The sequence below is a fragment of the Roseobacter sp. S87 genome (genome assembly GCF_055693285.1).
Window position 1 is genome coordinate 37,555 of the sequence record NZ_JBVFTR010000003.1, and the last position, 13,022, is coordinate 50,576.

Below are 13,022 nucleotides of genomic sequence, written 5' to 3' on the forward strand. Positions count from 1 at the left end.
GTCGGCGCAGCCGCAGCGAAATGGTGCTTTTCCGCACACGTGACCTTCCGATAACGAACTTTGAAGGTCCGCTGTTGTTTTCAAGAGCGCCTAGACCTTGTGTGTAACCACCTGTTCTCTAAACTCTGCCTCGACATCCTCTTCATCCCGCAGACGATGTTTCGCCATCTCGCCGATGTCGTCACCGTCCTCGATTTCCGCGCTTAACAGAAAGGCATCTCCATCACCGTCTGGACTGGTCTCTACATCGGCTTCAGCGACAATTGCTTTGCCCGCCGCTGTACCACCACCCTGCCCCTTCGGATCTTCAGCGCCGATTTCCGTAAGCGCTGAGATCGTTGATTGGACGGCGGCCTTGGCCTCTTCCTCGTCACCGGCCATCATGTCTGTCAGCTTGAAACTCTGCTGTACGGTATGGTCGAGCTCGGCCTGATCTGTCGTCAAACCAACTTCGCGAAGCGCCTTCGCACTCTTCTTGCGCCGACTGGTGCCAAGCGTCGTGCCTGTGGACGCCGTGGTTTGTGCGGCCGCAATGCTTGTTTCAACCCTCTTTGACGGCGTTTTGCGGGAAGACCGCGCCTTAACACCCTCGGCTATGCTCGGATCTTCTTCAGCTGGGGTCGCCACCTGTTCCTTCTGTCCAACATTTGTCGCCTGGTCTCGCGGTTCTTCTGCGGGAGCCTCTTCCGGGAACGGCAGGTCGCCCGACTGTGCCTTGTGAATGCTCTTGAAGAACGGGTCGTCGAAATACCGAATGCGCTTTGCCCGCACCGGCATTTGGGCGTCCACGACCATCACGATGTCATCAAGCGACATGCGCCGCGCTTCATCCTTGGGTAAGAGCGAAGTCTCTTCCGTGCGCTCGGACATGCTACGCCCCTCGAACGGATTGCGGCCGATGGAGCGTGAGCGGGTGACCACACGTTTGGTGGTCATGCCGACCGCGCCACTCAACTCCTCGACAGTCTTTTCATCAGACGGAGTGAGATAGAGCTTGATCCCGGCATTCCCCTGCAATGCGCGGCGGGTGTTCTCGCCGTAGATTTCATCGAGCGCGGGGATAGTCTGGGTCACGATTGCGAGGTGACCGCGATAGGAACGCAATGTCTCGATACTCTCGACCACAATCGGCATCTTTCCGAGCCGGTTGAACTCATCGAGCATGATCATCACCGGCCAGGGCTCGTCCGGACCAGGTTCCCGATCCTGAAGGGACGCAATCAGGTCGGAGAAGAACAGCCGGATCAGCGCCGCCATTGGGCGCACCATGTTTGGGGCCACGACCAGATAGACCGAAAACGGCTTCTTGCGAATGGTCCGGAAGTCGAAATCCGACGTGGCGGTCGCAGCATCTATGGCCGGGTTGCTCCACTGATCGAGGCCGGAGGTCATCAGGAGCGAGATATATGAGGTCAGCGTGTCGTTGTTCGTTGATGCCATCCGCTCGAAGATCAGCTTGGCCGCCGTGTTCTGCACCTCGTCGCGACGCTTCATGAACTCCTTGCGCTTGTCGCCACCCGACGCCGCGATGCGGTAGATCTCGCCAAGCGTGGGGCGCTTGCGCTCAAATGCGAGCAGACCCGCCGCAACAAAGAGATCGATCCCGCCTTTGAGCAGGCCGGAGGTCCGGTCGTTGTCCGTCTGCAGAAAGAGTGTTGCGAGGAGTTGCAGTTCCATCTGCTGCTGGTTGGGGTCGCGGAGGCCGGCGATCCGCAAGAGCGGATTGTAGCGATGCGACCGGCGATCATTCCAGTCGGTGGGGGCAAAGCGGTAGACATCATCCCCTTCCGCCGCCCGGTATCGGGCCGTCGCCTCGAAATTCTCGCCTTTCACATCGAGAACCACAGCGCTGCCGCGGAATGTCAGCAGGTTCGGGATCACAAAACCGGTGGTCTTCCCACGCCCCGTCGGGGCCACGCAAAGCACGTGAGGATAGACGCTCGAGGACAGGTACCGTCCCCGCCGCTTGGGTGAAGTCATCTTGCCGAGGATGAACCCGCTGCCCGGTGCGGTGAAGAAGCCGTTACGCTTCAGCTCCCCAGCTCGTTGCCAATGGGTCTTGCCGAACTTTGTGAGTGCCGTGCCGGACAGAACCGCACTCAGAAGCATGCCCGCGAAGGCCGTTCCGCCAATGATGAGATTGGCCAGCTGAAAATCGTCTGGACGCACTTGACGGAGGCTCAGGTAATTTCTGGCGAGCCAGAGAAAATCGATCTCCGCGCGCAATCCAAGGTCCCGGAAGGTCAGGAACGCGCTCGCAAAGACATATCCGAACCCCGCGCTGAGCACGGTCAGGAGGAAGATACCGAGCGCGATCCGACCCCTATCCATGGGTCTGGCCTTTTTCGGTATGGCTTTGCAGGCTCTTCAGGCGCTGCGCGTCATATTCCTCGTCGGCAATCTCCGAGACCACTTCACGCACGGCATCACTGTTTGCGGTCGCCTCATCCGACTGCAGGTAGGCTTTCGCGGCGTAGAGTCGGTCCAACCGGTTGTCGATCACCGCATCGAACGCATCGGCATCCCCGTCACGCAAAGCCGCGATCCTGTCATCGTCAAGGAGGCGCTCCACTTCTGCGCGATAGGCCCCCCTGCCCTCTTCATCGGTAAAGGGTGGAGTGATCTTGTCTGTGCGTTCATGCGCGACAACGCCCGCAAGAACGGAGTTGTACGGCAATCTATGGGTGGCGCCGACGATCGCGTCCCGATCATCCGTTTCGACCTCACTACGCCTTGCGGCAAATGTGGCCGCATAAGTTGCCCCGAGACCGCGCGCTAGATGCTCCGGCATGTCTGGATAGCGTGCTCGCATCTCGGCCGCGACGGCCGCGTCGATCTGTGCGGCCCCGTCAGACCGCGAAACGATGCGATCAATGTCGGCGTCGACCTGGTCCGCTTGCGCCTCATCAATGATGCGGACATTGAACGGATCGCGCGCATCGATCACATCGCTTGGATGTGCCGGCAGATCAGGATGTCGCCGTAGATAGGCCCGTTGCTCCTGCTCGAGGCGGGCTTCGGCCCGGATCGTGATTTCATCCGCGCGCTCTGCGATGTCTCTCTCGGAGAGCCCCTGCCCGCGCAAATCCTGCCGGATCGCGCGCGCGGCGTCATCCACGCTTTCTGCATCGTAATGGATGTCTGGGGCACGGTCGTCTTCAATGACACCATCACGGCGCAGCACTTCCGCACGCTCCAGGGCTGTCCCGAGAGCCACATGGACTTTGTCGAGCGTGTCTACGGCAACCCGCAGGTCCTCGCGGCGCTCCAGATTTAGGTCCTGCGCATCGGCGATTTTCTGAAGATCGTCGGCATACCACTCCCGTTCCAGGGCCGCCGTATCGGCCCCCTGCTCGATCCGCGCCATCACCGCCTCCGAAGAAATCCCGGTTCCGCGCAAGGCAGTGTCGATCTGCGCCCGTGTACGCCCCTCCCGCAGTTTCTCCATGAGCCCTGCGTTGATGTTGGCCTCCGAATAGATGCCCGTCTCGGTCGGTCGCTCCGTCAGTGTGCCTGAGCGCAATCCGAGCGGCTGCATATGCGCAACGGGTCTGAGCGCGGCCACCATCTGTTTTTGCAGCGCCGGGCGGTCGGCCTCAGGGGCCTGCCGGATCAGGGCTGCAACGCGGTTCATCTCATCGGCGAAGCGACTGTTCAGATCGTCGAAACTCTGGTCCTGGCTCATATAGATATCTCCGGTTTGCGGGAGTGTGCCGTGCCGCGCCAGGAGCGTGCTGGCCTTCAGCAAGGCGGCTTCGATGTCTTCACGATTTTCAGGCGTCGCCTCGGCCGCAAGCGATCGATACACCTGAGCGTTTCCAGCGATCTCACCGAGGGCGCGGTCAAGATCCTCGCCGAGCCGCTCTCGCTGGCGGACCGCGCGCCCCTCCTCCTTCGCGGCATAGATCTCGCGCGTGCGGGGCGGATAATAAACCTCACCACGATCGACGCGCCGGGTCGCCTCGAGACGGACCCCGTACTTCTCAGCCTCCTCGACCATCGCCAGGCGGAAGGCGTCGTAGTTGAAGTGGTGATCCCGTCCGAGAAAGAAGAACTCGCCTTCCTGCGACCGGCGATTGATCACCACATGGGCGTGGGGATGGTCACGGTCTTTATGGACGGCGATCAGGTAGTCGAAATTGCGCTGCTCGTTCTGGAAGAAGCGCTCGCAGACATCGCTGGCAATGTCGCGGACATGGGTACCCTTGGTGCCGCGCGGAAACGACATCAGAAGATGGCTTGTATGCCCGAGCTTGGGATTGAACCCCTCATCCCATCGAGACGTAAACCGCTCAACCACGGAGGTGATCTCCTCACCCGAGAGCTGCGTCTTGCCATCGTGGACGCCGCGACTGTCAACGATGTGGGAAGACTTTGTCGTCAGATAGGCCAACTGGTTCTGAAGCTGGGCCTTTGTATGCGTCCCGCCGGTCCGGATCGGTTTGAAGACGGCCGCCCGGTGCCCGTAAGCCGCGCGCACCATCTGCGCCCGCCGCGACCCAAGGCCTTGCATCGAGCCTCTGATGCGGCTCCAACCCTCGCGAAAGATTTCGCCGGTGACGAGCGTGACGGCATCACTCCGGGGCATCGGAGAACTCCTTCAGTGCGTTGTGGGCTTCAAGCGTCACATGGCTCACCCGCCGCCGGGAAAGCGCGTCGACCTGGTCCGCGAAGTCGAGAACGAACCCCGACAAGAGCCGCAACTGCGCGAGACTGCGGTCGCCGAAGACCGGCGCGATCCCTTTGGCTCGCGCCTCGTTCAGACGCTTGGCAATCTGGGTGACGTTGTTGCCGACACGATTGAGCGCCGCGCGGAACGACCTGAGCTCCTCTGCGAGGTGCGGGTCCGGCTGAAAGATACCGTTGGCCGATTGGATGAGACAGCGGACACCCGCCGATCTGCTGGCAATGCCATGCCGTGCAAGCACCTGATCGAAGCCCTGAAGTTCCTCCGGCGTGAGCGTGACGCTGACCTGCTTGGTGCGAACCCGCGTATCCCGTTGGCGGTCTTTTTCAGTGCGGAGCGTATAGTAGACGGTCCGCTCACTGACCCCGAACCGCTCTGCCAGGGCCCTATGCGTCACGCCCTGACAGCGCTCGCGAACGATCTCCTGCCGCTCTGCGGGGGTCAATCTGCGCCGTGACGCCATACTGCAAATACACTCCCTATTTCCTGCCAGTCTCATACAGGCCATCTGGAGTCTCTGTTATTATAGTTTTGTAGTCAATACTCGCCTCGCATCGAGCAATGACAAGATGGCCTGTATTCCGTTTCAAGCCGAACGCGTCAGCGTGAAGGCTCCTTCTTTTCGTCACAATGGACTCGCTCGCCCGGATTACGAGTTTTGAGAAATTGCGCGCTAAGCGCCTTTAATGCGTTTTGGCACCCCTACCCTATCATAGCGCTCTCATGGGCCTGTAGCCCCTCTCTGGCGCGCGCTACGCGCCGCTTGAACTGTAATGACCAGATTGGCTGCCCTGTTTGTGCCAAGATTCAGGCAAATATAATGGCACATGTGATCTGTGATATCGGATATGCATTATCATTTATGGCAAATCATATATCGCGAGTTTCGGCGGCGATCTTTCGCCAAGAAGCGTGAAGAGAACTCATGACCGGCTGCCGGGACATGTGCGATGCCCCAGGCGGCACCAAAGGTCGGCCTTTTCCGGTTCATGGCAAATGGCACATGCAATATCAGGGCTGCAACATCGCATATGCACGCTCAGAAACACCAAAACGGCCATTCAAAATCATAAATCCCGTATCACGCATCCTTTCTCAGATATCCGCCATGCCACATCAGCTATCATTTATGGCATATGGCACATGCGGCATCAGTTATCCTTGATGCAACATCTGCTCTGGCATATACCGTATTCAAAATCATAAAGAAGACCCTTGAGGATGCAGGAACATGCCCAACGAGCAGTTGAAGGTCATCGCGATCATGACGCGAAAAGGCGGTGCGGGGAAGACAGCGCTGGCACGCGCCTTGATGAGCGCCATCATCGCTGACGGAAAACGATGCATCGCCATCGATGCCGACCCGCAGCAAGCGCTCTTCCGCTGGTGGGAGAGTGTCACCACCGAAAATCCGGAGGTCGCATCGACAGCTCCGGACCTCCGGGTTTTGGGGATCGAAAGCCCCTCCGAGCTGGAAACCATCATCGACGAAGCCTACGAGAACGACACAGCAGACTTCGTGATCGTCGACACGATGGGGGCAGGGGGCCAATGGGCCGACGAACTGGCCGTCCACAGCGACCACATTGTCCTGCCGATGATGCTGTCGGACACCGACATGCGGATCGCCACCGACACCTACAATTGGTACCAGGGCCTCTACGAGCGCGCCGAAGACCCCTCGGCCTTGCCGAAGCTCACCGTCGTTCTGTCGCGTGTCGACAAGAACCCCTCGAATGCGATGCGCGCCATGGCGCGTGAGGCCAATGCGAAGTTCCCGGTCATCGAGGAGCTTTTCATGGATCGCAAGCAGCATGCCGATGTCGACCGCGAGGGTCTCTTCCATCAAATCTCGAAATGGCGAACCGAGGACCCGAACCCGCTGATGCGTACCCATGCCCGTCTTTACGATGAGGCGCTTGATGAGGCGCGCGAAATCCTCTCATTGGTCTTGGAGGCTGAATAATGGCGCGCAAGAAAATCACCTCACTCCTCGGCGACGATCCGGTCTACAGCAAGCAGTTCGGTGACACACCGAAACAGGCCGATCCCGCCCCCAAACCTGAGCCGGTTAATGCGGAGAAACCTGCGGCCACGCCATCCCCGGCGCTAAAGCGCGAGACAGAGACAAAACCGCCCGCCACCAAACCCGCGTCCACACCGAAAGCAACCTCAAGCCAAAAAGCTCCCGAATCGAAGCCTGCACCAAAGCCAAAGGCACCAAAGAAACCCGCAACACGCGCCGTACACGTGCGCGCCGCCCCAAAGAAAGACCATGGTCCCGGACTGGACGCGCTGGAAGCGGCGGGTCTACCGGCCTCCGATGTCGTCCGCCTTGCTGGCAAGCGCGCCATCGACAAGTTCGAGCTCAGACCGAAATACGTGGCCCCCGACGAAGCAGAGCGCCTCCCGAGCAATATGAGCTTCCGGACCATGAAGACCCTCGACGCCCAGGTCCTCGACAAGTTGCGGGATCAGGCCGACCCGCTCCGCCTGCGCTCGGACGCCGCTGTCATTCAGGGCCAGTTGGAGCCTGTGTTCTGGTCTGAACTCACAAGCCTCATCAAGGAACTGCGCAAGCAGTATTCCTGAAGGCGCGGCATCGCCGCGCCGCGATTTTTGTCTCGAGGGGGAAGGAGTTTCGGCTTCCTTCCCCCTGAAACAAAATAGACAAGACCGTGTTGTCGGCTGCGCCTCCGCCCGCACCACTCTTGTCGATTTGGTTTCACCCCCATCCTCTCAAGCTCCGCGCATACTCGCGGGTAAGCAGCAGCTTACCCTGTCACGATTTGTGATGCCGGGAAGGGAAACACTGCCTGTGCAACCAACCTTGAGAGACAGTGATGCCGGACAATAAAAGATCTGAGGCGCAGCCCATCAAGAAGATCATCGATCAGGAGACCGGCACACATGTCGGCTGGCTCTATGAATGGAACACCGGCGATCTTGAGCCGATGTGGCGCAACGGTCCCAAATTGAACGTGCGATACGAGGACATCCCGCCAGAAGAGATGCCAAACGGGTAGGGAGGTCGCCCAAGTGGCTCCGCGCAAAGCGCCAGGCGGGGCAGGGGGAAGGCATGCGCCCGCTGCCGCGTCAACTAGAATGGAAAGCCACCAAAAAGGGTGAGGGGCCGTCTATGCGGCCTTCTGTTGCTCCTCGACACGCGCATTAATGAAGTCCACGGCCTTCTGCGCTTCGGCCGCAGCCTTGAAGATCAGCCCTTTGTCCGATTTCAGCGCTTGCAACCATCCTTCAATGTACGCGGCACTTTGATCAAAGGCAGGCGCGACCCTAAGCTGAACACCCAGAAAACACGCGCCGATCTCTGCGACCAGTTCCTCGAACGCGTATCCGGCGCGGTCCTCGAAACGCTTGATCCGGTCGAGCCGTGTCGCGCTCCCGGTCCAGTGAACGGTCTCATGTCCCAAAGTCCCGTAATACCCGCTCGCATCGAAGAAGGTACCAATCGGGGGCATGTGAATATGGTCTGGACCAGGTGCGTAGTAAGCCTTCGGCGTCTTGCTTGTGACGATCGTCGCGCCCGTGGCCGCAAAGAACGCCTCTAGCTCGGACACGGGTTCGGTGCCAAGATCACCGGGCGGGGCAGGGCGGACGTAATAGTCGTCCGGTAGTCCCTCGATCTGATCGGCGTTAAAGACGTTGTTGCACTTGGCATAGCGACTGGTCTGGGGCGCAATTTCGCCGTCGATCTCTTTCTCAAAGGTCCCGTAGAAAACCGACCGCGTGGCCTTCTCGCCTTTGCGCACGCATCCTCCGAGCGCGAGGGCTTGGCGATAGGTCATCCACCGGGCCGATGCATAGCCCTTGATGTGAGATGTGGCCCAGAGCATCAGGATGTTCACCCCCTGTAAGCGGTGCCATCGTGCCGCAAGGGCAGGGAGGCCACTGGCTGCATCTCCTGTCCACGGTTTCCGCCAAGGCGGCGTCCCCTTCTCCATCTCGGAAATGATCGTGTCCGTCACATGCTGTTTGATGTCGGTCTTGGCCATGTCTCTCGCTCCTCATCCTGAACGCGGGTTTCAGGCACCGCGCCTCTCGCGGCTGTCCTGCAAACCTGCTCACGGCGAGTGCGGAGGGGGCGAGACCAGATCGAAAATGGGGAGGGGGATCGCCCGGCATCGCAGCGCGGCGCAGCCGGGACCGATGTTGGGGAGACCTCATTTTTGCGTCTGGTCCGAGGGGAGGCCGCGCCTCCCCCTGAAACATACTGCGGCGGGAGGATGGGAACCACGTGACTGGTGAGACCACCTTTCCTGAGATAGGTTCAGCTCATGTCAGATTTCAGCAAATACATTGTCTATGTAGACGAAAGCGGCGATGCCAATTGGAAGGCCGCACCGGAGTTTCCCTTACTCTGCGTGAATTACTGCATGTTCGAGAAAGAGCATTATCTGAACGAGCTCATTCCTCGGTTTAATCGACTGAAGTTCAAATATTGGGGAAGCGACAACATTGTGCTTCACGAACGGGATCTTCGGAAGACCGACAAGATCCGCGACGCTGCTGTGCGCTCAAAGTACGAGCGCCTCAAGGGAGAGCGGCGCGCAGAGTTCATGGACGAGTTGACCGCTCTCATGAAGGACGCCGAAGTGAAGTGCTTCTGTGTCATCATCGACAAACCGAAGGTACCGAAACGCCACCAATCCTTTGACCCCTATCACATCAGCCTATCTCGCGGCTTCCGGCAAATCGAAAATTACTTGAAGCTCCATGACCCGGCCGAACTCACCAAGGACCTGCATGTCGTTTTTGAGATGCGTGGCCGGGACGATGATGCCGCACTAAGCCGTGCCTATCAGCAGGTGACAGTACAGGGTTCTCTGCTTGGTCCGCTTGCAAAGTACGACTTCTCGAACTTCCGCCTAGAATTGATGGATAAGAAGAGCAACTCGACCGGTCTACAGATTGCCGACCTGACGGCAAGACCGATTGGGAACCACTACCTGCACGAAACCGGACAGAAGCGGCTGACCGACCAACGCGTCGCTGAAGTACTACTCGAAAAGCTGCATTTCTGCACCGGAACAGTGTGTGAAACAGGCAGATATGACGTGTTTCACGAAGGCCTTTAGAATCCAAAGGCGGGCCGAAGCCCGCCAATGAACGGACGGTTAGACCATCCCGTTACTGACTGTTATGTAGCATCGAAGGGTTAAATTTTCAACTGCTACCAGCATGGCGCAATCGAACCCAGCTGAGTGAGCCGGACCGTCCTCCTCAAGCACAAAGACCAGAGTTGAAGTCAGGTCGCGGACACTCAAAGGCCGGCGGCACGTCGCGCGTCCATCTTGATACCTGTGATGGTCTTGCTGGAGAATTTGCCCTCACGTGCTTCAGCGATACGCGGCCGTAGAAACCGTGACAAACTTTCCATTGCGTCGTCCCGGTCTTCACCGTCCGGGCACTCCTCATGGCCGTCTTTCTTCAAGTCGTCCTGCATAGATCGAGCTTAGCGGGATGGGAAGAAAAAGGCCAGATCGCTGTTCAGTACCAGCTTCGCGCCTTCCCGCTACGCAGCAGCGCGCTCCATCGACTTCTTCACTGCGAGGGTGAGATTGTCGAAGTCCTCGGCGGCCATGGTCACACCGTATTCGGTTCCGCCATCCTGGTTCTCCCACTGCGACTGGCGAAGTGTCCCACGGGCATTCACCAGATCGCCGGGAGCGACATTTTCGAGCGCCCATTTCATCACGTTCGGATTGAAGATCGTGACCTCGTTCCAATAGGGATTTGCCTGGAAATCGCCGCGGTCATCCTTGCGCCCGTACTCGGCGGCGATTGTGATCCTCACGGTCTTGCCAACTTCCTTGACCTTGCCGACGCGACCGAGAATCTGAAATTCTGCAAATGTGCGCATGACTGTCTCCTGTGAGGGGCTGACCGCCCCGAGTGAGTATATGCCCCAGAACAATATTATAATATTGAAACGCCCGCAATCAAGCCGAAACAAAATAGCGGAAATTCGCCAACACCCGTTTGCTAAGAGTCGTAGGAACCAAACGCAGCGGAAAAACCACGTGTTGCGTATCTAGATTTGACCCCAGACAACGGCCTTACTCCGGGCAAATAAGCTCCAAGGTCGGAAAATAGCTCCGGTACCGCCGTGCATCCCGCGTGAGCAGGGGCAAAGAAAGCACCGTGGCATGCGCGCCGATAAAGAAATCCGGCAGCACGTTCTGCTTCGTCCCCTTCGACCGCCGATAGGAGGAAAAGGCCTTCCCCGCCAGGAACAGCGCATCTCTCGGGATCATCTCGTGGCGGAGCCCGGCGGCTTCGATGAAGGCATCAAGTCGTTCCTTCTCGCGATATCCGACCGAGAGCTCCGCATAGACACAATCATTGATGAGGAGATCCCCTTGAAGCGCAGCTGTTTCCAGTTGTGCAATGGACCACTCTGCGAAGTTTTCATCATCGGTCACAACATCAAGAAGGACGTTCGTGTCGACGAAGATCACCCGTCGCCCCGTGTCAGCGCCATGATCTCATCGGTACTGAGCTCTGTTCGCGCATGACCGCGAAGCGCCCCAAAGCGCGAAACCCCCGCTGGCTCATCTTCCGGCACAATCTCGACCCGGCCATCTTTCGTGCGGTTGAACGACACCTTGCTGCCGGCCTTGAGACCCAGAAAGTCGCGCACGGGCTTTGGAATCGTGACCTGGCCTTTGGTTGTGATCGTCGTGGGCACCTGCACCTCCGGTAATACCTTCGAGAAGGAAAGTATTACTTTGCGGGTTCGTTTGCAAGGTTTTGTGCCGCTGCGCGCGGTGGACGGTCCTGACCGGCATGGGGCGCAATGTCGTGCAACTCACACCGATCCACACAAGCAACAGAGCTTGCCGCTTGGACGCGGTCCGATCGAAGGACGCAAATCAGGGCGGCATCTCTGCCGCCCCTCTGCTCGATGGGGACTTATTCGGTAACCTGGCCATCATCGCCATCCGCCTTGGGCGGGAAGGCGACCAGCTCGGTGACCGCAACCGGGAAGTCGAGCTTGATGGAGAGCACCGTCTCGCCATTCTCCCGGGTATTTTCGAAGACCGCGCCGACGCGGCGGAAGCTGGTTTGGTCCTTGCCGTCTTTCTTGAAGGTGACGGGAACGGTGAGGGTGAACATCTTGTTGGACATTGTCGATCTCCTTGTTTCGATGCGGGTGATCCAGCGGATCGACCAGGGCAGATCGCGCAAGCCGAAATCCGGAGGCTCCGCCCCGCGGGTGGAAACCGTATTTCTGCTTGCCGGAGTGAAGCGACGGGCACGCGATCAGCCGAGATCCGCAACCGTAAGTCGAAAAGAAACAAGGCAGATCGATATGCGCCAACACCGTCACACGACACCACCTGTCACCCACGTCAAAGGCGGCAGGCCGGGCAATTCGCCGAGGCTTTAACCGGTCTTCGAAGTGAACATTCGAAACGCGAGAGACGGGTCACTCATTTGAGCAGGAACGACCAAGGGACCGTGTCCGGCTGGCCGTCCCGGCACGCCATGCAGCGATGGATGCTCAGACCACGGACGGCATGCAGATGGGTGGCAGAGAAACGCCCTGATACGCATGCGAGATTTTGAGAGAGTGCACAGGCCAGACCCGCCCTAGGGATCGTCACCCGCATGGGCGAAGACAGCGTGCCTGGCTTCGTGCGCAGCATAGAGCCCGGTCGGCTTTGCCGAAGGGCCAGAAAAAACTGAGGTGAGCGTGGAACCTACCGATCCTTCGACAACAAGCCGCGCGGTGTAATGGCGGTCAGATTATCCGGTGTGCGCCGCGTCATCTCCATACCATCGGAAGAAACCGCGGCCTCGACAAACTCGGTCTTCTTCAGGACACCGCCATCCGCCTCAACCCAGGTGGTGCTGTCGCCGTCCTCGCGTGTGATCGAGCCGTCATGATTGATCCGGATCGACACGCCGCCGACCTTGACGGCGACCGAACGGGCATCCGCAATGATGCCCTCCCGGGCACCGTCGAAATCCCGGCGCAACACCACCATGTCGGGCCGTAACTTGATCTGCACATCCTGATCGGCATCGCCATCGGCGCTTTTGAGCATCAGGAAGGTTTCCTGGATGTCCGGATCGGCGTGGATGCTCGCCCGAGCATCCTTCGGCGGCCAGACCTTTGGTGCGCTGCGCTGTCGGCCCTCCGGGTCCCGGTGAAACCCGATGTAAAGTTGTGCCGATTTCCAGACGCGGGCAGCTTGCGATGCAATCTTTGACATGGTCGGTCTCCTGAGCGAGTCGAATGCGCGGCTCTTGGCTCCAATGAGCCGGGAGCCGCGCAAACCGAGGGACTTTGGGAAGCGAGGGCAGGGAG

Annotated in this window: 14 protein-coding genes; 4 read left to right on the forward strand and 10 right to left on the reverse strand. The window is 59.2% G+C overall.

The genetic code is table 11. The features are described 5' to 3' along the window. Positions 1 to 90: 90 nt before the first annotated feature. Genes ACZ1HA_RS00575 through ACZ1HA_RS00585 form a run of 3 tightly spaced genes read right to left on the reverse strand, consistent with a single transcriptional unit; the run spans position 91 to position 5,150 of the window. The gene (locus ACZ1HA_RS00575; protein WP_472712454.1) at positions 91 to 2,331 is read right to left on the reverse strand and encodes a type IV secretory system conjugative DNA transfer family protein; all 2,241 of its coding nucleotides are present in this window, start codon (positions 2,329 to 2,331) and stop codon (positions 91 to 93) included. After that, positions 2,324 to 4,588, reverse strand: coding sequence for a relaxase/mobilization nuclease domain-containing protein (locus ACZ1HA_RS00580; RefSeq protein WP_472712455.1), 2,265 nt, complete (start codon positions 4,586 to 4,588; stop codon positions 2,324 to 2,326). Before ACZ1HA_RS00580 ends, ACZ1HA_RS00575 begins: the two co-directional genes overlap by 8 nt. Further along, a complete protein-coding gene (locus ACZ1HA_RS00585) occupies positions 4,575 to 5,150 on the reverse strand; it encodes a helix-turn-helix domain-containing protein (protein WP_472712456.1) in 576 nt (191 codons plus the stop codon). Before ACZ1HA_RS00585 ends, ACZ1HA_RS00580 begins: the two co-directional genes overlap by 14 nt. A gap of 768 nt (positions 5,151 to 5,918) precedes the next feature. Between ACZ1HA_RS00585 and ACZ1HA_RS00590 the strand changes: the two genes are divergently transcribed. From ACZ1HA_RS00590 to ACZ1HA_RS00600, 3 genes are all read left to right on the forward strand, one after another. Next, positions 5,919 to 6,653 carry a ParA family protein gene (locus ACZ1HA_RS00590; RefSeq protein ID WP_299882742.1) on the forward strand — a complete coding sequence of 245 codons (735 nt, stop codon included), beginning with the start codon at positions 5,919 to 5,921 and terminating at the stop codon, positions 6,651 to 6,653. Then, a complete protein-coding gene (locus tag ACZ1HA_RS00595) occupies positions 6,653 to 7,279 on the forward strand; it encodes a hypothetical protein (protein WP_299882744.1) in 627 nt (208 codons plus the stop codon). The genes ACZ1HA_RS00590 and ACZ1HA_RS00595 overlap by 1 nt, the downstream gene beginning before the upstream one ends. Before the next feature lie 251 nt (positions 7,280 to 7,530). After that, entirely contained in the window at positions 7,531 to 7,713 is a 183-nt protein-coding gene (locus ACZ1HA_RS00600; protein ID WP_299882746.1) for a hypothetical protein, read from the forward strand. A 111-nt stretch (positions 7,714 to 7,824) separates the two neighbouring features. On the opposite strand, the gene ACZ1HA_RS00605 is transcribed toward ACZ1HA_RS00600, so the two are convergent. Then, the gene (locus tag ACZ1HA_RS00605; RefSeq protein WP_472712457.1) at positions 7,825 to 8,700 is read right to left on the reverse strand and encodes an ArdC family protein; all 876 of its coding nucleotides are present in this window, start codon (positions 8,698 to 8,700) and stop codon (positions 7,825 to 7,827) included. A gap of 282 nt (positions 8,701 to 8,982) precedes the next feature. On the opposite strand from ACZ1HA_RS00605, the gene ACZ1HA_RS00610 reads away from it, so the two are divergent. After that, positions 8,983 to 9,783 carry a DUF3800 domain-containing protein gene (locus tag ACZ1HA_RS00610; protein ID WP_299882750.1) on the forward strand — a complete coding sequence of 267 codons (801 nt, stop codon included), beginning with the start codon at positions 8,983 to 8,985 and terminating at the stop codon, positions 9,781 to 9,783. Positions 9,784 to 9,968: 185 nt separating this feature from the next. Here the strand turns inward: ACZ1HA_RS00610 and ACZ1HA_RS00615 are convergent, their stop codons facing one another. The 6 genes from ACZ1HA_RS00615 to ACZ1HA_RS00640 all read right to left on the reverse strand — a co-directional run bounded on the left by ACZ1HA_RS00615 (position 9,969) and on the right by ACZ1HA_RS00640 (position 12,927). Beyond that, positions 9,969 to 10,151 carry a hypothetical protein gene (locus ACZ1HA_RS00615; protein WP_299882752.1) on the reverse strand — a complete coding sequence of 61 codons (183 nt, stop codon included), beginning with the start codon at positions 10,149 to 10,151 and terminating at the stop codon, positions 9,969 to 9,971. Positions 10,152 to 10,220: 69 nt separating this feature from the next. Then, entirely contained in the window at positions 10,221 to 10,568 is a 348-nt protein-coding gene (locus tag ACZ1HA_RS00620; RefSeq protein WP_147127529.1) for a single-stranded DNA-binding protein, read from the reverse strand. 196 nt (positions 10,569 to 10,764) lie between these two features. Next, positions 10,765 to 11,166: a type II toxin-antitoxin system VapC family toxin gene (locus ACZ1HA_RS00625; RefSeq protein WP_472712458.1), complete on the reverse strand. Its 402-nt coding sequence runs from the start codon at positions 11,164 to 11,166 to the stop codon at positions 10,765 to 10,767. Beyond that, positions 11,163 to 11,396, reverse strand: coding sequence for an AbrB/MazE/SpoVT family DNA-binding domain-containing protein (locus tag ACZ1HA_RS00630; protein ID WP_472712459.1), 234 nt, complete (start codon positions 11,394 to 11,396; stop codon positions 11,163 to 11,165). Before ACZ1HA_RS00630 ends, ACZ1HA_RS00625 begins: the two co-directional genes overlap by 4 nt. 224 nt (positions 11,397 to 11,620) lie before the next feature. Beyond that, positions 11,621 to 11,896, reverse strand: coding sequence for a hypothetical protein (locus tag ACZ1HA_RS00635; RefSeq protein ID WP_472712460.1), 276 nt, complete (start codon positions 11,894 to 11,896; stop codon positions 11,621 to 11,623). A 515-nt stretch (positions 11,897 to 12,411) separates the two neighbouring features. After that, positions 12,412 to 12,927, reverse strand: a complete 516-nt coding sequence (locus ACZ1HA_RS00640) for a hypothetical protein (RefSeq protein WP_472712461.1) — start codon at positions 12,925 to 12,927, stop codon at positions 12,412 to 12,414. Positions 12,928 to 13,022: the final 95 nt, after the last annotated feature.

What these genes read in the sequence shown, in the direction of transcription:
- ACZ1HA_RS00575 (WP_472712454.1), bottom strand. Translation starts at nt 2,331, where the DNA reads ATGGATAGGGGTCGGATCGCGCTCGGTATCTTCCTCCTGACCGTGCTC.
- ACZ1HA_RS00580 (WP_472712455.1), bottom strand. Translation starts at nt 4,588, where the DNA reads ATGCCCCGGAGTGATGCCGTCACGCTCGTCACCGGCGAAATCTTTCGC.
- ACZ1HA_RS00585 (WP_472712456.1), bottom strand. Translation starts at nt 5,150, where the DNA reads ATGGCGTCACGGCGCAGATTGACCCCCGCAGAGCGGCAGGAGATCGTT.
- ACZ1HA_RS00590 (WP_299882742.1), top strand. Translation starts at nt 5,919, where the DNA reads ATGCCCAACGAGCAGTTGAAGGTCATCGCGATCATGACGCGAAAAGGC.
- ACZ1HA_RS00595 (WP_299882744.1), top strand. Translation starts at nt 6,653, where the DNA reads ATGGCGCGCAAGAAAATCACCTCACTCCTCGGCGACGATCCGGTCTAC.
- ACZ1HA_RS00600 (WP_299882746.1), top strand. Translation starts at nt 7,531, where the DNA reads ATGCCGGACAATAAAAGATCTGAGGCGCAGCCCATCAAGAAGATCATC.
- ACZ1HA_RS00605 (WP_472712457.1), bottom strand. Translation starts at nt 8,700, where the DNA reads ATGGCCAAGACCGACATCAAACAGCATGTGACGGACACGATCATTTCC.
- ACZ1HA_RS00610 (WP_299882750.1), top strand. Translation starts at nt 8,983, where the DNA reads ATGTCAGATTTCAGCAAATACATTGTCTATGTAGACGAAAGCGGCGAT.
- ACZ1HA_RS00615 (WP_299882752.1), bottom strand. Translation starts at nt 10,151, where the DNA reads ATGCAGGACGACTTGAAGAAAGACGGCCATGAGGAGTGCCCGGACGGT.
- ACZ1HA_RS00620 (WP_147127529.1), bottom strand. Translation starts at nt 10,568, where the DNA reads ATGCGCACATTTGCAGAATTTCAGATTCTCGGTCGCGTCGGCAAGGTC.
- ACZ1HA_RS00640 (WP_472712461.1), bottom strand. Translation starts at nt 12,927, where the DNA reads ATGTCAAAGATTGCATCGCAAGCTGCCCGCGTCTGGAAATCGGCACAA.